Annotated in this window: 13 protein-coding genes and 1 pseudogene; 6 read left to right on the top strand and 8 right to left on the bottom strand. The window is 73.4% G+C overall.

The annotated features are described in order from the left end of the window. Positions 1-18 precede the first annotated feature (18 nt). Positions 19-675 (top strand): HAD family hydrolase, encoded by a 657-nt coding sequence (locus ACZ573_RS18735; RefSeq protein ID WP_471305744.1) that lies wholly within the window; start codon positions 19-21, stop codon positions 673-675. Between the two features lie 18 nt (positions 676-693). On the opposite strand, the gene ACZ573_RS18730 is transcribed toward ACZ573_RS18735, so the two are convergent. From ACZ573_RS18730 to ACZ573_RS18720, 3 genes are all read right to left on the bottom strand, one after another. Beyond that, complete coding sequence (locus ACZ573_RS18730; protein WP_471305170.1) at positions 694-1428, bottom strand: hypothetical protein; 735 nt, start codon at positions 1426-1428, stop codon at positions 694-696. 129 nt (positions 1429-1557) lie between these two features. Next, the gene (locus ACZ573_RS18725; protein ID WP_471305741.1) at positions 1558-2388 is read right to left on the bottom strand and encodes an IclR family transcriptional regulator domain-containing protein; all 831 of its coding nucleotides are present in this window, start codon (positions 2386-2388) and stop codon (positions 1558-1560) included. A 908-nt stretch (positions 2389-3296) separates the two neighbouring features. Then, the gene (locus tag ACZ573_RS18720) at positions 3297-3872 is read right to left on the bottom strand and encodes an RNA polymerase sigma factor (RefSeq protein ID WP_471305167.1); all 576 of its coding nucleotides are present in this window, start codon (positions 3870-3872) and stop codon (positions 3297-3299) included. Between the two features lie 627 nt (positions 3873-4499). Here ACZ573_RS18720 and ACZ573_RS18715 point away from each other — a divergent pair. Then, positions 4500-6392, top strand: coding sequence for a glycoside hydrolase family 15 protein (locus tag ACZ573_RS18715; RefSeq protein WP_471305166.1), 1893 nt, complete (start codon positions 4500-4502; stop codon positions 6390-6392). A 56-nt stretch (positions 6393-6448) separates the two neighbouring features. Next, complete coding sequence (locus ACZ573_RS18710) at positions 6449-7669, top strand: FAD-dependent monooxygenase (protein ID WP_471305164.1); 1221 nt, start codon at positions 6449-6451, stop codon at positions 7667-7669. A gap of 30 nt (positions 7670-7699) precedes the next feature. Here the strand turns inward: ACZ573_RS18710 and ACZ573_RS18705 are convergent, their stop codons facing one another. After that, the gene (locus ACZ573_RS18705) at positions 7700-8332 is read right to left on the bottom strand and encodes a hypothetical protein (RefSeq protein ID WP_471305161.1); all 633 of its coding nucleotides are present in this window, start codon (positions 8330-8332) and stop codon (positions 7700-7702) included. A gap of 135 nt (positions 8333-8467) precedes the next feature. Here ACZ573_RS18705 and ACZ573_RS18700 point away from each other — a divergent pair, with 135 nt between their 5' ends. Together ACZ573_RS18700 and ACZ573_RS18695 are read left to right on the top strand one after the other, a co-directional pair. Further along, positions 8468-9145 (top strand): response regulator transcription factor, encoded by a 678-nt coding sequence (locus tag ACZ573_RS18700; protein WP_033225201.1) that lies wholly within the window; start codon positions 8468-8470, stop codon positions 9143-9145. Between the two features lie 88 nt (positions 9146-9233). After that, positions 9234-10610: a sensor histidine kinase gene (locus ACZ573_RS18695; RefSeq protein WP_471305737.1), complete on the top strand. Its 1377-nt coding sequence runs from the start codon at positions 9234-9236 to the stop codon at positions 10608-10610. Between the two features lie 57 nt (positions 10611-10667). Here ACZ573_RS18695 and ACZ573_RS18690 read toward each other — a convergent pair whose 3' ends face one another. Continuing rightward, a complete protein-coding gene (locus ACZ573_RS18690) occupies positions 10668-11552 on the bottom strand; it encodes a nuclease (protein ID WP_471305734.1) in 885 nt (294 codons plus the stop codon). A 519-nt stretch (positions 11553-12071) separates the two neighbouring features. Here ACZ573_RS18690 and fusA point away from each other — a divergent pair. Further along, complete coding sequence (gene fusA, locus ACZ573_RS18685) at positions 12072-14147, top strand: elongation factor G (RefSeq protein ID WP_471305157.1); 2076 nt, start codon at positions 12072-12074, stop codon at positions 14145-14147. Between the two features lie 133 nt (positions 14148-14280). On the opposite strand, the gene ACZ573_RS18680 is transcribed toward fusA, so the two are convergent. The 3 genes and pseudogenes from ACZ573_RS18680 to ACZ573_RS18670 all read right to left on the bottom strand — a co-directional run. Next, on the bottom strand, positions 14281-15150 hold the full coding sequence (locus tag ACZ573_RS18680) for an alpha/beta fold hydrolase (RefSeq protein WP_471305154.1): 870 nt from the start codon (positions 15148-15150) through the stop codon (positions 14281-14283). Between the two features lie 8 nt (positions 15151-15158). Then, positions 15159-15902 (bottom strand): SAM-dependent methyltransferase, encoded by a 744-nt coding sequence (locus ACZ573_RS18675; protein ID WP_471305731.1) that lies wholly within the window; start codon positions 15900-15902, stop codon positions 15159-15161. Positions 15903-15920: 18 nt separating this feature from the next. Beyond that, positions 15921-17132: pseudogene (locus tag ACZ573_RS18670) on the bottom strand (glycosyltransferase); the annotation flags it as partial. Positions 17133-17351 lie beyond the last annotated feature (219 nt).

Below are 17351 nucleotides of genomic sequence, written 5' to 3'. Positions count from 1 at the left end.
GGCCTCTATGCTGCGGGAATGATCAAGCCGATTGAACTGGTGATATTCGACTGCGACGGGGTACTCGTCGACAGCGAACGCATCGCACTGCCCCTCCAGGTCGCGCTGGGAGCGGAGCTGGGCTGGCCGCTGACCGAGGCAGAGGTCATGGAGCGGTTCGTCGGGCGCTCCACCGCCTCCATCCACGTGGACATCGCGGCCCGGGTCGGCGACGAGGCGGCCGGCCTCTGGCACCGGCTGTTCGAGGAGCGCCACCGTGAGGCGGTGGACGCCGGGTTGTCCGCCGTCGAGGGACTGCCCGAGGCACTCGGCGCGATCACCCTGCCGACCTGTGTCGCCTCCAGCGGCTCGCACGAGAAGATGCGCCACACCCTCGGCCACACCGGCCTCTACGCGCACTTCGAGGGCCGCATCTACAGCGCCACCGAGGTCCGCCGCGGCAAGCCGGCCCCCGACCTGTTCCTGTACGCGGCGCAGCGGATGGGCGTCGACCCGGCGGCGTGCGCGGTGGTCGAGGACAGCCGCCCCGGTGTCGAGGCCGCCCGGGCCGCCGGCATGCGGGCCTTCGGCTACGCGGGGGGACTGACCCCGGCCGAACGGCTCGAGGGCGCCGGCACCGTCGTCTTCCACGACATGCGCGACCTGCCCGGCCTCATCGCCGCCGCCGCAGGGTGACCCGCGGCGGCCCGGTAGTCAGAGGTGTGCGTCGCGGGCGAGGGCGGTCATGACGGCCTCGGTCTTGCGCTCGCCGAACGGCGGCGGGGTGATGTCGCGGTCCCGCAGGGCCTGTTCGAGCTGCGTCTGGACCTCGGCGGCGTCGGCGATGTCCGAGCGCACCGAGACCTCCAGGAAGCGCAGGCCGTTGTCGGTGCGCCATTCCTCGATCGCCACCTTGCCGGGCAGCTCGTCCCACTCCTCTTTCCACTTCACGGCGTGTACGGGGCCCAGCGCCGTCAGGTCGGCGAGATCGGCCTCGGTCACCTCGGCCACGCGCAGGAGTTCCCGCTGCTGCTCGATGAGCAGCAGCTCGGGTGGGCCGACCTCGGCCTCCAGCGAGGCCGACACCATCGGCGCGAACTCCGGGCCGGTCCGGTCCTGCTCGATCTTGAAGTCCCAGCCGTCGCCCTCCCGGTCCTCCCGCCAGGGCGCCGGCAGCGCCGGGCAGGGACGCAGTTTGACGGTCAGGTCGGTCTCCCGCTCGGATGCGGGCCCCTCGTCGTCCCGGCGCCGGCGCAGGATGACGCCCTGACGCAGCAGGGGCAGAGTGACCGTGCCGTCGGCCGCCCACTGCGGTCTGTCCCAGAAATGGATCGCGCGGCGGCTCCCCTCGTCGCGGTCGAGCTCGAGGGCGTCGAAGGCGGCCTTCGCGTCGGCCCCGGCGAAGCTGATCTTGATTTCCGCGGCCGTGGCGGCCGGAGACTCTGGCATGGTGCCGTTATCCCACGCGGGGCGCGGGCCCGCATCTCACGCGGCGGCGTGCCCGGAGGCGGGGACGGGGGCGGCGGACGGGCCCGCCGCACTCCGGGTGCGGCGGGCCCGTGCTCCCCCGTGGCCGCTCTAGGCGGTCGGCGACAGGAGGGTGTCCTCCGGCCGGCGTGCCGTGGGCGGGGTGCTGCCGGCGACGATCAGGGCGAGTAAGACCGCGGCCGCCTCGCTCTGCAGGAGTCGGGCGGCCTGCTTCAGCCGGCCGGGGTCGGGGACGGGGATGGACAGGGCCACGCATTCCGCCTTCGGGCCCGCGGTGATCGGCACCGCCGCGCACACCGTGCCGATCGCGTACTCCTGCAGGTCGAGGAGGGGGGCGTTCGGCGGGCGGGCGTCGAGCTGATGGAAGAGGTCCTGCTGGCTGGTGAGGGTGTGGGGCGTGAACCGGGTGAGCCGATGGCGGGCCAGGTGATCCTTCCGGTCGTCGTAGTCGAGTTGGGTCAGCAGCGCCTTGCCCACGGCGGAGGCGTGGGCGGCGACGCGGAAGTCGACCCACTCCTCGACCACGGGTGCGCCCGGTCCGTCGGCGTACTGGGTGATGGAGACCTCGCCGTCGGTGTAGCGGGCGACGTAGACGGCGGCGCCGACGGCGTCCCGCACCCAGGCGAGGGTCTCGTGCAGGTGCCCGCGTCCGTCCCCGTTCGCCGATTCGGCCAGCAGGAGGGCGTTGCCGGCGATGTACGCGTCCGGTCCGGTCGGGGTGGCCAGGTTCGCGCGGATCAGCTGCTCCATGGCCCGGGCGAGGACCAGTTGCGGCAGTGCTGTCTCCCGGGCGATCTGGGTCAGGTTCACGCCGCCCGAGTAGCGGTTGATCACTTCCAGGACCCGTAGTGCCTGATGGGCGGATTCCAGTGCGGCGGGGGCGGGGCGTCCTTCGGGGGTCTTCCGGGCGGCGTGGGTCAGCTGGGGCTGTTTCAGTGCTTCGAGGGCCCAGGCGTTCGCCTGGTGCGTCAGGTGCAGGGGGGTGAGCCGGGCGTTCTGCGCGACGGCGACCGCCACCTGCGGGCCGGGGGTGACGACCTCCCCGAGGTCCGGGTGCTCCTTGCGGGGGCGGGCCTTGAGCGCCTGGCGCAGTCGTGCGGGGAGCCGGCACGGGGACCGGCCGGCCCCTCCGGGTCCGGTGACGAGGGCGGTGAGGTCCTGGGTGGTGATGGGCGGGGTGGTCCAGATGACCGAGGCTCCGAGGGCCTCTTCGAGGTGTTCCGGGAGCTGCGGCAGGGGCGGGAGGTGCTCTTCCGGGGGCAGGGTCCGGGCCTGGCGCCCCCAGTGGCGGGCGGTCGCGACCTCGGCCCGGGCGAGGTGCAGGAGGTAGAGGCAGTGGGCGGCGGTCTGCGAGCCCGCCCCGGCCGCGTACTGGAACCAGAACTGCGCGTCCTCCATCCGGTCGGCCAGATGGAGCAGGCAGCCGAACAGCAGGGCCGAGTCCACGCCATGGGGCCAGGAGTCGGCGTCGAGGGCGAGTTCGGCGAAGGCCCGGCTCTCCACGAGGCACCAGGTGAGGTCGTCCAGACCCCGGGCGGCGCGCACATGGCAGGCGGCGTCCAGGACGAGGTCGTCGGCGGCTGCTGAGACTGTGGACGCGGATGCGGATGCTGACGTGGCCTGCCCCCGCGGCAGCGGGGTCGCGGAGCCGGGGGGGCCGGTGGTGCCGGTCGCCGAGCGGGCGCGGTCGGCCACGATCCGGCGAGCGATCCGACGGCGGGCGGCGCCCTCGTCGTATCCGGCGTACTCCTCCGCGAGTACCGTCGCGTCCGCAAGGGCCGCGTCCAGTTCGCACAGCGGCATGTCGCGGTGGCGGGGCATGTCGCTCACTAGTCCTTCTCCTCTCCGGGGGTCCAGTCGACCCCGAGCTTGCGGGACAGGGTTCGGCGTGCGCCGCGGATGTGCGAGCGGACCGTCGCGGGGGTGATCCCCATCATCCGGGCGACCGTGTCGGAGTCGTTGCCCAGGAGGAAGGCCAGCAGCACCACGTCGTACTGCCGCTCGGACAGGCCCGCGATCGCCGCATACAGCCCGAGCTTCGACTCCAGCAGTTCCAGCCGCTCTCTGGAGGAGCGGCGCAGCGCTGCGAACCACGCCGTCTCCACCATCGCCACCTGCCGGCCCAGGGCCGCCAGCCGGCGTTCGACGTGCTCGCGCAGTACCGCCCACGCGAAGCCGTGGAGGCTCGCCTCCTTCAGGGCCTGGCGCCACACCTTCAGCAGGAAGGTGAACACGTCGTCGACGACTTCCTCGGCGTCCTTGGGGTTTCCCAGCTGCAGGTGGGCGTAGCGCAGATAGGCGCGGTGCTGTTGGGAATGGAAAGCGGTGAAGTCCACCGGCAGTACGCCGGCCAGTTCGCTGGAGACCGCCTGGTCCCCCGATGGATCGAAATCGCCTTCACTCATACGCTCCCCCACAGCTGTTCGTCACCGCGCACCGGGGCGGCGGGGACCTCATGGTGGCGGGCGCGGGGAGCGGCACGGCGGTGGCCGGCGGCTGGTCCGCCGGTTCCCGTCCGCACCCCCGCGCCCGGCAGGCGCATGGGCGCCCTGAACACATCGATCACGAGATAGCGGGAAGTGGTGACTAACAGCGCGAGGGCGACCGTCTCGGCAACATTCACGTCGGCGCGGAACCTTTCAAGTGGATCATGAGCAACCGGCATGCCTGCCCCCGAACCGGCAGCCGTGGAGCACCAGGTGCTCCCATTCACCACCCCATCGGAAAGCGCGCCCGATCGTGCAAGCCCGTCCCTGGAAATCTTCCGGAGGAAGCGCATCCGCTTCTTCGCACGCCCCGGTCCGCCCGTGCGCGCCCCGGCGTGCCTGCCATGCGCCGCCTCCGCCGACACGCGCCCGAACGGGTCTCTTCTGCTGTTCCTGTCACACGATCGGATGCCGTCGCGGCCCCATCCGGTGGGACACGTCCCGACTCCCCCCTCCTCGGTGCCCCGTACCTGCATGGTGGGTCCAGCTTCCGGCGCCCCGGCCCCTGGGTCCCGCGCGCCCGTCGAGGAGGAAGGGGCTGTACCCATGGCGTTCGCGAGGACCTTGCTGCCCGCCGTGCTCTGCGTGGCACTCACCGGTGTGCCCGCCGCTTTCCCGCACGCCGCGGCCGCCGCGCGCTACGAGGGCCAGGCCGGCCACGAGAGCGCGCTGTTCAGCGTGAAGGCCACGAACAACGCGGCGGCCCAGGAGTTCACGGTGGACGGCACCCAGCTCTCCCGGGTGAGTGTCTGGCTGGGCAGCGGGGCGGCGACGGGCACCGTGACCGCGCAGGTCCGCCGGGTCCGCGCGGACGCGGACTCGGTGATCGCCTCGACGACCCTGGACCTCGCGGCGCTCGGCGGCGCCGGCGCCGGCTGGGTCGAGTTCCCGCTGAGCGCCACCGTCACCGCCGGCGCCACGTACCACCTGTTCCTCCAGGCGAGCACCACGGAGGGCGGGCCGATCGCCTGGCACGGCACCACCCGGTCGGCGCCCGGCTCGCTGACCAGCTGGAACTACGACAAGGCGTACTGGGGCGGCTGGCACGCCTCCAGCTCCCGGCTCGCCTTCCACGTCAATCCCACCGGCAGCGAGCGCTGCGGGGAGACCGAGCCCTGCTACGTACCGGCTTCGGCGCTCGCCGCCCGTACGTCGGGCCTGTTGACCAACCGGGTCGCCACCGAGGCCGTCCTGCCCTCCTTCGCCGTGGGCGCCTCCTACGTCGACGGGAGCAACGTGCTGCGCCTGCCGTCGGGCCGCTGGCGGTACCTGCCCGACGGGGCCTCGGCGTCGGCGGTGGTCGAGGCGGACGACCCGGGTGCCCTGGCGCAGGTCGAGGAGAGCCGCGCGTGGCTGGCGGCGGGCACGGCGGCGGGGACCACCGCCGCGCAGCGGGCCGCGTCGCAGCGCGCCCTGCTGTCGATGCGGGCCCTGCTGAAGCCGAACGGCGCGTTCGCGGCGGCGTGGGCGCCGCCGTGGGAGTACTCCTGGCCCCGCGACGGGGCGTTCGCGGCGGTCGCCTTCGCCGCCACCGGGCACGACGAGGAGGCGTACCGGATCCTGGGCCACGACGCGCTCACCCAGCGGGCCGACGGGACCTGGGAGGCCCGTACGCTGCTGGACGGCAGCGGGCCGCCCGACGCGCGGAAGTGGCAGCTGGACGCCAACGGCTGGGTGCCCTGGGCCACATGGCAGTGGTACCGGGCGGCGCCGCCCGGCGGGCGGGACGAGCGGCTGCGCGAGCTCTACCCGATGGTGCGCAAGGCGGCCGACCACGCCGCCCGCTCCCTGGGGCCGGACGGCCTGCCTCCGCCGTCCCCGGACTACTGGGAGCTGGACACGGAGACGGCCAACATCGGTACCGCCGCTCCCCTGCTGGCCGGGCTCAACTCCGCGGCCGACCTGGCCGCTCGGCTGGGCATGGGCCCGGACGCGGAGCGCTGGGGGGAGGCGGCCCGGCGGCTGTCCGCCGCGATCGCCACCTCCTTCGCCCCGCTGGGGTACCAGCGGACGGTGGACGGCAAGCACGGCCGGGACAGCGCGGTGGCGTTCATGGCGCCCCCGTTCAACGCCGCTCCGGCCGGTCTCGGCGAGGCGCTGGACTCCACCTACCGGGCGCTGCTGCTGCCGAACGGCGGGGTCTCGCCCGGCAACGACCCCTCCTTCAGCTGGGGTTCGTACGCGTGGACGGCCAGCACCTCCTTCTTCGCCCTCGCCTGGGCCGGTACCGGTGAGCCGGCGAAGGCCGGCGGGGTGCTCGACTGGGTGCTGTCCAAGCGCAACGGGCTGGGCGAACTCCCCGAAACGGTGAACGGGGCCGGGCTGCCATCCGCCGTGGCGCCCCTGGGCTGGACGGACTCGCTGGTCGTACTCACCGCACTGGCCCTCCAGGGTTCCGTGCGGCCCACTCCCCCGGCGACGCGGTCCCCGGTGGAGTGACCAGCCCCGTGAGGGGCACGACTGGTGGTGTGCATCGACAGGAGGCGGAGGCGGTTATGCGGGACGGAACGATCGCGGTGGTCGGCGGGAGCATCGCGGGGTGCGCCGTCGCCACGGCGGCGGCGCGGGCGGGCGCCGGTGAGGTGGTGGTGCTGGAGCGGACGCGCGGGCGGCTGCAGGACCGGGGCGTCGGCCTGTGCATCCACAACGAGCGGGCCGCCGAGCTCGGCGCGAGCGGCGCGCTGCCCGGGGGAATCGCCGCGCACCCGCTGGAGCGGCGCCGCTGGGTGGTCCGCGACGATGCCCATGGGTCGGGCGGCCGGGTGATCTGGGAGCAGCCCTTCCCCTTCCACTCCTACCACTGGGGCCTGCTCTGGCAGGGACTTCGGGAGTCCGTGCCGGACGGGGTGGTCTACCGGCAGGGTGAGGCGGTGGCGGGGGTCGAGGAGACCGGGGACGCGGGCGTCGAGGTGCGGCTCGCGGGCGGGTCCGTCGAGCGGTACGACCTGGTGGTCGGTGCCGACGGGTACCGGTCGGTGGTGCGCACGGCGCTGTGCCCGGACTCCCGGCCGCAGTACGCCGGTTACGTGTGCTGGCGGGGCAACTTCGACGCGGCGCTGCTCGCGGGCCTGGGCAGCGTCGCGGACTCGGTGCCGGAGGCGGGGACCACGGTCTGCTTCCCGGGCGGTTCCTGCGTCATCTACCGGATTCCGGGGCCGGACGGACCGCGGGTGAACTGGGTGCTCTACGGCTCTCCGCCGCAGGACGGGCAGCTGCGCCAGGGCGATCCGACGAGCTTCCCGCCGGGCGGCCTCACCCCGGCACTGGCGGGGCATCTGGCGGCGCTGCTCGATCGCGAGTTCCCGCCGTACTGGGCGAGGGCGCTGGCGCTGACCGACCCGGCGGACACCTTCGTCCAGCCGATCTACGACATGGAGACCTCGCGGACCGCCGCCGGTCGGCTGCTGCTCGCGGGGGACGCGGCGAGCGTCGTACGCCCGCACAACACGAGCGGCGCCGCCAAGGCGCTCCAGGACGCCACCGCCCTCGCCGACGGCTGGCGCCGCTGCGGGTCCTTCGAGGAACTGCTGCACGGCTACGAGGAGACCCGCGGCGCCGCCGGACGGGAGCTGGTCGCTCTGGCCCGCCGGCTGGGCAGCGCCCAGGTCGAGCGGACCCCGGCCTGGGCGGGCATGGACGGCAAGGCGATGGAAGCCTGGTGGCGGGGCCAGCTCGGCGGGGCCCCCGGTATCGGGGGCCGGGCCATGACCCCGTAGGCCTTGGCCCCTCATGGCCCCCGGCGGTCCCTAGTGGTCCTTGGTGGTGTTGCTGGTGATCGTGCCGTCCGTGCCGGACACGGTGACCGCGTGCCGGACGCCGTCGGACCCGATGACCACGGCCAGCCAGGCGCTGCCGCCGCCCTCCTGGGCGACCGCGCGCAGCCCCGCGACCTTCCCGCCCGGCACGGCCGCGGCGGCCTTCTCGGCCGCCTCGCCGATGGCCAGGGAGGGGATGGGCGCGGGCGCCGGGGCGCTCTTGTCGAAGCCCCCGCCCCCGCCGGCGCCTCCGGGGCGGCCCTGCTCCCCGGGCGCCTTGGGGGCCGCCGGCCGGCCGGGCTTGCCCTGCTCGCCCTCGTGCCGCGGTCCGGCGGCGTGCGGGCCGCCCCGGAGGCCGGCCTCGGGTCCCGGTCCGGCCCAGGCGATGCGCGGGCCCCGGTCGGCGCGCATGTGGTGGTCATGGTGTTCGGCCACGGCCACCGCCGTCACTCCGCCGACGACCACCACCGCGACCGCGCCCGCCGCCACCCAGCGGGCGCGCTTGCCACGGGGGACGAGGCGGCCCAGGGCCGCGGACTTGCGGGCCTCGGCCTCGGGGGCGGTCACCGGGGCGGTCGCGGCGGCGTTCTCGGCCTGCTCGGACGGCGGGACAGAATCAGACATACAGGCACTCCTCAGGACAACCGGGCGCGGTGCGCGGCTCGTTCCAGAGCATGCTGAGCGGAAGCTGAAGCCCCGCTGAAGCCACCTGAAGACCTCTTCAGCCAACGGTGGGGCGGGCCTGAGATCCTGTCCGGCATGCGCGTACTGGTGGTGGAGGACGAACGGCGGCTCGCCGTGGCCCTGCAGCGAGGGCTGCAGTCGGAGGGGTTCTCGGTGGATGTGGCCCACGACGGGACCCAGGGCCTGTGGATGGCCACCGAGCACGACTACGACCTCATCGTGCTGGACATCATGCTGCCCGGGCTGAACGGGTACCGGGTGTGCGCGAAGCTGCGCGCGGCCGGCAACGAGTCGGGGATCCTGATGCTCACGGCGAAGGACGGCGAGTACGACGAGGCGGAGGCGCTCGACACCGGCGCCGACGACTTCCTGTCCAAGCCGTTCTCCTACCTCGTCCTGGTCGCCCGGCTGCGGGCGCTCGGCCGGCGTACGGGCCGTCGGCGGCCCCAGGTGATGCGGTTCGGCGACCTGCTGCTCGACCCCGCCCGGCACTCCTGCTCGCGCGGCGGCACGGAGATCCGGCTGACGGCGCGCGAGTTCGCGGTCCTGGAGTACCTGGCCCGGCGCTCCGGCGAGGTGGTGCCCAAGCGGGACATCCTGGAACAGGTGTGGGACAGCGCCTTCGACGGCGATCCCAATGTGGTCGAGGTCCACGTCAGCGCCCTCCGCCGCAAGATAGACGCGCCGTTCGGCCGCGCCGCGGTGGAGACCGTGCGCGGCGCGGGATACCGGCTGGCGGCCGACGGTGGCTGAGGCCGGGGCCGGGCGTCCCGGCCCGGGCGAGCGCGTGCGCGCGGCCCTGCGCGCGGCCCCGGGCGCGATCCTGCGCCGGTGGCCGGTGCTGCGGCGGCTGTGGCCGACCACGGTACGGGCGCGGGCGACCGTGGGCGCCAGTGCGGTGGTCGCCGTGGCCCTGGCGCTCGCCTCGTTCGCCCTGCTCGGGCTGCTGGAGGCGAACCTGCTCCGCAACGCGGAGAACGACGCCCGGCGCCAGGCCGAGACGGTGGCGCAGCTCGCCGCCGCCGGGAAGCTGGGCCGCGTACGGCCGCCGGCGCGCGGCATCGACTTCGTCCAGGTGGTGGGCGCCGACGGACGCGTCCTGTTCGCCAGCCCGAACCTGGCCGGGGTGCCCGCCTTCCCGCCGCCCGGTCCGGGCGCTCCGGGAACCCGGTTCCACACGTGGCGGGTCCGCCCGCTGGACGGTGAGTACCGGCAACGGGTCGTCCAGGTCGTCACGGAGACCCCGGACGGCATGGCCACCGTCTACGCCGGCGCCTCCCTGCGGGACGCGGACGCGGCCGACGACACGACCACCGCCGCTCTCGTCATCGGCATGCCCCTGCTGCTGGCCACCGTCGCGCTGGTGACCTGGCGGGTCACCGGCCATGCGCTGCGCCCGGTGGAGGAGATCCGGGCCGAGGTCGCCGAGATCTCCGACCGCGGCCTGCACCGCCGGGTGCCGGTGCCCGCCACCCACGACGAGGTCGCCCGGCTGGCCGAGACCATGAACGCCACCCTCGACCGGCTGGAGGCCTCCGGGATCCGCCAGCAGCAGTTCATCGCCGACGCCTCCCACGAACTGCGCAGTCCCATCACCGTCCTGCGCACCCAGCTGGAGGTGGCGCTGGCCGTCCAGGACCCGGAGCTGTGGCCCGAGCTGATCTCCGGGGCCCTGGAGGACATCGAACGGCTCCAGCACCTGACGGCCGACCTGCTGCTGCTCGCCCGGATCGACGCGGCCCAGCCGGTGGCCGCCGCCCCGCTGGACCTGACCGCCTTGGTGCGCGAGGTGGTGGAGGGCCGGCTGGGCGACCGTGTCCCTGTACGGCTGCGGCTGGAACCCGATGTCGAGGTCACCGCCGGCGCGCTGTGGCTCGGCCGTATCGTGACCAACCTCGTCGACAACGCGCAGCGCTACGCGGACGGGCGCGTCGACGTCACCCTGCGCACGGCGCACGGCGCGCGGCCCGGCACCGCCGTGCTGGAGGTCGCCGACGACGGCCCCGGCATCCCGGCGGCCGACCGGGAGCGGATCTTCGAGCGCTTCACGCGCCTCGACGACTCGCGCAGCCGCGACCACGGCGGAGCCGGACTGGGGCTCGCCATCGCCCGCGATCTGAGCACCCACCACGGCGGAACGCTCACGGCCGAGGGCGGCGCGGGCGGAGCCGCCGGCGCGCGGCTGGTACTGCGCCTGCCCACGACGCCCCGGCCCTGACGGGGCCGGGGGCGACCGGGGCGGCCGGGGCGGCCGGTCCGTCCGGGGTGTCCCCCTTCACCCGTTCACGAAGAGGATGTCCTCGCTGGGGTGGGTCATCCGCAGGATCTGATCGTCCGTGATCTCGACCACCCGATGCAGACCGGTGAGGACCTCGTCACCGGGCAAGATGCGGAACTTGTCCTCGCCCGCGGCCAGGAAGGCGGGAAAACAGGCCAGCGAGCAGTTCTCGGGGTCGAAGTCGAAGTAGTCCTTCAGCCGGCGGAACAACTTGGGGAGGATCACCACGCCGGTGTCGTCGTTCGTGATCGAGGCGATGCCGTCGATCTCCGCCCCCTCGACGGTCACGTCCTTCGCCCACAGCCCCTTCGGCGGCGTGCTCTCCTTCGCCTCCAGGGCGACGGCCTTGAGAGCGTCCCGCAGGTCAACAGCAAGGCCCTCGTAGAAGGTCGGGTAGACCAGGCCGAGCGAGAGCAGGTGGTGATTGGCGGTCCGCTCCAGCTTCTTCTTGTCGACGTCGATCTGATAGCCGCTGTACGCGGGCGGGGTGCCCCGGCCGACCAGGGCCACGCAGCGGCCGAACATGTCCGTGCCGCTGGTGAGGATGTAGCCGGGCACTCTGTCGGGGGTGGTGGTGACCGTCCCGTCGTCGTGCCACTGGATGCTGGTGAAGTTGAGCCAGGTCAGCAGGGCATCGGCGGCCTCGCGCGCGAACTTGAGCGGCTGGCGCCGCTCCGGCCCGTAACTGCCGTTGGTGTAGTGGGTCTCCAGCGCGTCGATGCCCTCCAGCCGTACCGAGGCACGGCCGTCCGCCTTGGGCAGGACCCCGGTGCACCCCGGCACGAGTTTCCAGTCCGCCACGTCGTCCGGGATGAAGGGGATGGTGTCCCCGTCCGGCTTGGCTCCGCCGTTCACCCGGAACGACCCTCTGATCAGCAGCATGGACACGACGACTCCCACGGACGCAACCGAGCGATCACTTTCAGTAGCAGTACGTCACTCACAGTACATGTCCCGTCCGACATCGCTGCTCCCGCCCGCCCGTGGCAGGCGCAGGAAAACCCGGTGCCCCGGCAGAACGCGATCACTAGACTCGCCGTACGCGCTGCCGACAGGGCACCGCGCGCCTGATGCCGAGTGAAGAGAAGGGGAGCCGCGCCATGTGCACGTACCGCACCGCCGCCTTCGCTCCCCCGACCCGGTACGACGTGATCCCGGTGTCTCGCAGCGGGCGGTGCCGGCTGCGCGGCCGTCACCGTATGCCCGTGACCCACTTCTAGGGTTCCGTCCCCTCCTGCCTTCCGTACACCCGTATGCCCGTGGGCCCGTACGTCCTCCTGCCCGGACTCCTTCCGGACGGGCCGGCGGCGCCGCTCCGTGCCGCGGCTGCCCGGACGGACCGGGGCGACTTCGGGGAATCGCGCCGCCCTCTTCCTCAGCACACTCGAAAGGCCTCGGGCCATGCGCGCCAACAGGCAGCCCCGCACCACGACTTCCCCCACCGCCGTCCGCAACCTGGGCATCCTCGCCCACGTCGACGCCGGCAAGACCACCATCACCGAACGGATCCTCTTCGCGACCGGTGCCATCCACCAGCGCGGCGAGGTCCATCACGGCACCACCGTCACCGACTACGACCCCCAGGAACGCGATCGCGGCATCACCATCTTCGCCGCGGCCGTGAGCTGCGCGTGGGGCGGTCATCGCGTCAACCTGATCGACACCCCGGGCCACGTCGACTTCTCCGACGAGGTCGAGCGTTCCCTGCGGGTGCTGGACGGGGCGGTCGCGGTGTTCGACGCCGTCGCCGGGGTCGAACCGCAGAGCGAGACGGTGTGGCGGCAGGCCGACCGGCACGGTGTGCCGCGGATCGCGTTCGTCAACAAGCTGGACCGGGCGGGCGCCGACCTCGACACGGCGGTCGCGTCGATCCGCGAGCGCCTGGGCGTCGTTCCGCTGGTGGTACAGCTGCCCATCGGAGCGGAGGGCTCGTTCTCCGGCGTCGTCGACCTGCTGGCGATGCGCTCGCTGCACTGGCGGTCCGGCTCTGACGGCTACCAGGTGGGCCCGGTCCCCGAGCCGCTGCGGGAGGAGGCGGTCCGGCGACGCCGGCTCCTGGAGGAGACGGTGGCGGAGCTGCACGCCGACGCCCTGGAGGAGTTCTGCTCGGCCTCGGGCCTGACGGAGGGCACCCTGGTCCGCGCCCTGCGGGAGCTGACGCTGCGCGGGGACGGTGTCGTGGTGCTGTGCGGATCGGCGTACCGCAACCGCGGGATCGAGCCGCTGCTGGACGCCGTCCTCGCGTACCTGCCGTCGCCCTCCGACATGCCTCCGGTACGGGGGCTGGTGGAGGACGGCGTGGAGCAGGAGCGCGCTCCCGACCCGGCGGAGCCGTTCACCGCGCTCGCCTTCAAGGTGACGGCGACAGCAACCGGTCGGCTCACCTACCTGCGCGTCTACGCGGGCACCCTGCGCAAGGGCGCGACGGTGCTGGACGCGGCCACGGGCCGTACGGAGCGGGTCGGCCGGATCCTGCGGGTCCAGGCCGACCGGCACGAGGAGCGGGAGGAGGCGGTGGCCGGTGACATCGTCGCGGTGATCGGGCTGAAGGCCGCCCGGGCGGGCACGACGTTGTGCGCGCCGGGCGCCCCGCTGGTCCTCGAACCGCCTTCGGTGGCCGAGCCTGTGGTGTCGGTCGCGGTCGAGGCCCGCCGCAACAGCGATACGGGCCGGCTCTCGGCGGCGCTGGCCCGGCTCGCCGAGGAGGACCCGTCGCTGGTGGTGCGGTCCGACGCGGAGAGCGGCCAGACCGTGCTGTCGGGCATGGGCGAGCTGCACCTGGAGGTCGCGGTGGAGAAGATCCGCAGCGGTCACGGGGTGGAGGTCGTCGTCGGCCGGCCGCAGGTCTCCTACCGGGAGACCGTCGTGCGCGGAGTCAGCGGCCTCGTCCACCGGCACGTCAAACAGGACGGTGGTGCGGGCCAGTTCGCGCACGTCGTCCTCGACGTCGAGCCGCTGGAGGAGCCCTGCTTCGAGTTCCGGTCGGCGGTCGTCGGCGGACGCGTACCGCAGGAGTACGCGCGCGCCGTGGAGGCCGGCTGCCGGGACGCACTCGCCGAGGGCCCCCTCGGGGGGTTCCCGGTGACGGGGCTCCGGGTCACGCTCACCGACGGGGCGACCCACTCCAAGGACTCCTCGGAGATGGCGTTCCGCGCGGCGGGCCGGTTCGGGCTGCGCGAAGCCCTGCGCCTGAGCACGATGGAGCTCCTGGAACCGCTCGCCGAGGTCACGGTGACGGTTCCGGAGGACGGTGTCGGGGGTGTTCTGGGTGATCTCGCGGCCCGCCGCGGCCGGGTCTGCGGTTCCACGGCCGAGGCCGGGACCGCCGTGATCACGGCGGCCGTGCCGCTGGCCGAGCTGTTCGGCTATGCGTCCCGGCTGCGCGGCCGGACGCAGGGGCGGGGCACCTTCACCACCCGGCCGGCCGGTCTCGCACCGGTGCCGGCCTCGGTCGCGGGGGCCCTGCCGGTCCGCTGACCGCCGGGTGGCAGCCGGGTGACCCCCGAACGCCGCCCGACGGCCGCCCGTCCCCGTCCCCGTTCACCGGGGGCGGGGCGGGCTCCTCGGCGAACCGGGTCAAGGGTCCGCCGAACCGATCACCCCGTTCCGATCACGCCTGGGCGGACGGGGCCGGGAGCGCGGCGAGTTCACCCAGGACGCGCGCCGCCGGTGCCGGGTCGGCCAGCCACTTCAGGTGGCTGCCGTCCAGGGTGCGGACGTCGTAGGGGTTGTCCGGTGTCAGCTCGTCGCCCTCGCGGATCAGCCGGTCCTGTAGGGCGAGGGGCAGGCTCGCGTCGTCGGCCAGGCGGATGTAGGCCTTCGGGATGCGGCCCCAGGTGGCGGCCTGCGCCCGGTCGGCGGAGCCGCCGACGTCCAGGTTCTCGTCCGGCTGGAAGGTGTTCAGGAAGGTCAGGAACTGCTCGTCGGTGCCGTCGGCGAAGAAGGCCTCCTTGAACGCGGCGAGCGACTCGGGGTTCGCCGTGCGGAAGTTGACGCGGAGCAGCCCGAGCTCGGCGGGATTCCCGGCCAGTGCCGAAGCGAAGGCAGCGGGGTCGACCCCGGCCATCTCCGGCTCGGCGTAGTAGTCACCGATGTCGAGCCGGACCGGACACCAGGCCGAGACGTAGACGATGCGGTCGATCAGATCCGGGCGTGCGTTGGCCGCGGCCGTGACCGTGATGCCGCCCCGGCTGTGGGCGACGAGGATCACGGGACCGTTCCGCTTGGCCCGTTCGAGGATCCCGATCAGGTGCGCGACGTTGTCGGCCAGCGTGACGCCTTTGATCGAGCCGGGCGCGGTGGCGAGCCCCTCGGGGTCCTGCGGTGCCTGATAGGCGCGGGTGAAGGTCGCCCGGAAGCCATGGCCGGGCAGGTCGACGGCGACCGATCGGTGCCCGAGGAGGCCGAGTTCGGCCTGAAGGGGCGCGAAGGAGAAGGAGTTCGCGAAGGCTCCGTGGACCAGTACGAACGTCGGTTGCATCGGTGTACTCACTTTCCTTCCGAGGTTCGGCGCAGGACCAGGCAGAGGAAGCCGAAGCTGTCCCGGTAGCCGTGCAGCCACTCCGAACGCGCGGCGTTGGCCGTCTCCAGTGCCTGCGCGGCGCCCGGATCGTCAGGGTGGTCCAGGGCCCATGCGGCCAGCGAGCCCCAGCAGGCCCACTCGTAGGCGTCCAGCTCACTTCGGGTGCTGGCATGGGCGTGGACAGGGGTCCATCCGTCGGCGACGACATGGTCCACCGTGGTCGCCAGGTCGGCGAGTTCACCGAACATCTCGACGGCTTCAGGTGAAGGGGCGCGGTCCCAGAACGACTCACCGATCAGCACGCGGCCCCCGGGAGCCAGGTGTTCCCGGGCCGCAGCGAGGGTGGGGAGAAGGCCGCCGAAGGCGTGCGCGGCGCCGACGCTGATCACCAGGTCGAACGGCTCTGCGGAGACGAAGTCCGCGGCTTCCTGCCGGTGGAGGACCAGCCGCTCGCCGACCCCGCGTTCACCCGCCGCCCGGCGGGCCTGGCTCAGGGAGACTTCGGAGACGTCGACGCCCTCGGCGTACAGGTGCGGGCGCGTCTCCAGGGCTCGCAGGAGCCATTCCGCCGTGCCGCATCCGAGGTCGAGCACGCGCTCGTCGCCCCGCGGGAGGCCGTGTTCGAGCAGTCGGCCGACCGAGTCGTCGGCGAGCGGAGACTTGATCGGGTGGCCGGCATGGGCGATCGCCGAGATCTGCTCGCGGCTCATCGGCGCGGTGTGCCCCGCGTCGAGGAGCAGCTTCGCGGCCACCGCCGCCCCATCGGTGCGGATCGTGTCGGCGACGGCCTTCGCCCGTGCCTCCGTCTCGGGGGTCAGAGCCGTCCCGAGCGCGGCGGACAGGGACTCGAAGGTCGGGGTCGGGCCGTCGTGCGCCGCACCGATGCCCAGCTCGGCCACCCGGCCGGCCCAGTACGGCTGGTCCGCCATCTGGGGTACCACCACCTGCGGCACGCCCGCCCGGGCGGCCGTCGTCGTGGTGCCCGCGCCTCCGTGGTGCACGACGGCGGCCACCCGCCGGAACAGTGCCTGCTGGTTGACCTCGCCGACGGCGAAGCAGTCGTCCCCGTCGTCGATCAGGGCCAGGTCCGCCCAGCCTTGCCCGACGAGTACGCGGCGACCCTGCGCGCGGACCGCTTCGATCGCGGCCTGGGCGACGGCCTGCGCGTCGGGCACGGGAATGCTGCCGAAGCCCACGTACACCGGCGGCGTGCCGGCATCCAGGAACGCCTCCAGATCGGCCGGGAGCGGGCGTTCGTCCGGCCGTATCCACGCGCCGGTCTGCACCACATCGAGGTCCGCCGGCTCCAGCCACGGGCTCAGGACCGGGTCCGCCGCCAGCCACGGCCGGTCGGTGAGGACGTAGTCGCGGAAGTGGTCCACCGGGGGCAGGCCGATCGACGCCCGGTGGGTGTTGAGCCCCACGCCGAACAGGACGTTCATGTTTTCGATGTCCAGGTCCCACAGCGCCTGGTTGTCGGTCACTTCCGGCGGGAACGGCCGGCCCGGCCGCTCGAACGGGGCATGGTGCGGCGACGGCAGATAGGTCGGGAAGTAGGCCACGAACTTGTAGGGGATGCCCAGCTTCTCGGCTGCCAGCCGCGCACCGGCCGCGGCCGGGAGCAGGCCGGTCGCCACCATCACGTCACAGCCCTCGGCTGCCGGGGCGACCGCTTCGTACGTCATGGCGAGCATCGCGGCCGCGCGCTCGGGCAGTCCCGCCGCCGGCATCGGCGTCTTGCCGGTGACCGCCCCCTTCACGATCTCACGCACCGGCGAGCCGATGGGCACCAGCGGCAGGCCGACGCCGTCGAGGAAGTCCGCGAAGTCCGGTGGCGCGCACACCCGTACGTCCGCGCCGAGCGCCCGCAGCTGCAATCCGAGTCCCGCCATCGGCTCGATGTCCCCGCGCGATCCGTACGCCATCAACAACACACGCATGTGGTAACTCTCATTTCGGTAGATTTTGATTTCTGGATTCGCCTGCATCAGCGGCGGTCAGGGCGTGGGCACGTCGAGCTGGAACTCGTGCGTGCGCCGGTAGGTGTGGAAGCCCAGGCGGTGATTGACGGCGAGCATGTGGACGTTGTCGTCGGCGTTGTCCGTCTCGATCTCGGTGACGCCGGGATGTTCGGCGCGCAGCCGGCGCAGCATGGCGGC

The sequence above is a fragment of the Streptomyces sp. NPDC040545 genome, assembly GCF_055595065.1.
This window is presented reverse-complemented; position numbering and strand designations above follow the sequence as displayed.

Excerpts from the sequence above, each read along its gene's own strand:
- ACZ573_RS18735 (WP_471305744.1), top strand. The coding sequence starts at position 19 with ATGATCAAGCCGATTGAACTGGTGATATTCGACTGCGACGGGGTACTC.
- ACZ573_RS18675 (WP_471305731.1), bottom strand. The coding sequence starts at position 15,902 with ATGAGCCGCGAGCAGATCTCGGCGATCGCCCATGCCGGCCACCCGATC.
- fusA (WP_471305157.1), top strand. The coding sequence starts at position 12,072 with ATGCGCGCCAACAGGCAGCCCCGCACCACGACTTCCCCCACCGCCGTC.
- ACZ573_RS18690 (WP_471305734.1), bottom strand. The coding sequence starts at position 11,552 with ATGCTGCTGATCAGAGGGTCGTTCCGGGTGAACGGCGGAGCCAAGCCG.
- ACZ573_RS18720 (WP_471305167.1), bottom strand. The coding sequence starts at position 3,872 with ATGAGTGAAGGCGATTTCGATCCATCGGGGGACCAGGCGGTCTCCAGC.
- ACZ573_RS18715 (WP_471305166.1), top strand. The coding sequence starts at position 4,500 with ATGGCGTTCGCGAGGACCTTGCTGCCCGCCGTGCTCTGCGTGGCACTC.
- ACZ573_RS18700 (WP_033225201.1), top strand. The coding sequence starts at position 8,468 with ATGCGCGTACTGGTGGTGGAGGACGAACGGCGGCTCGCCGTGGCCCTG.
- ACZ573_RS18680 (WP_471305154.1), bottom strand. The coding sequence starts at position 15,150 with ATGCAACCGACGTTCGTACTGGTCCACGGAGCCTTCGCGAACTCCTTC.
- ACZ573_RS18705 (WP_471305161.1), bottom strand. The coding sequence starts at position 8,332 with ATGTCTGATTCTGTCCCGCCGTCCGAGCAGGCCGAGAACGCCGCCGCG.
- ACZ573_RS18730 (WP_471305170.1), bottom strand. The coding sequence starts at position 1,428 with ATGCCAGAGTCTCCGGCCGCCACGGCCGCGGAAATCAAGATCAGCTTC.
- ACZ573_RS18710 (WP_471305164.1), top strand. The coding sequence starts at position 6,449 with ATGCGGGACGGAACGATCGCGGTGGTCGGCGGGAGCATCGCGGGGTGC.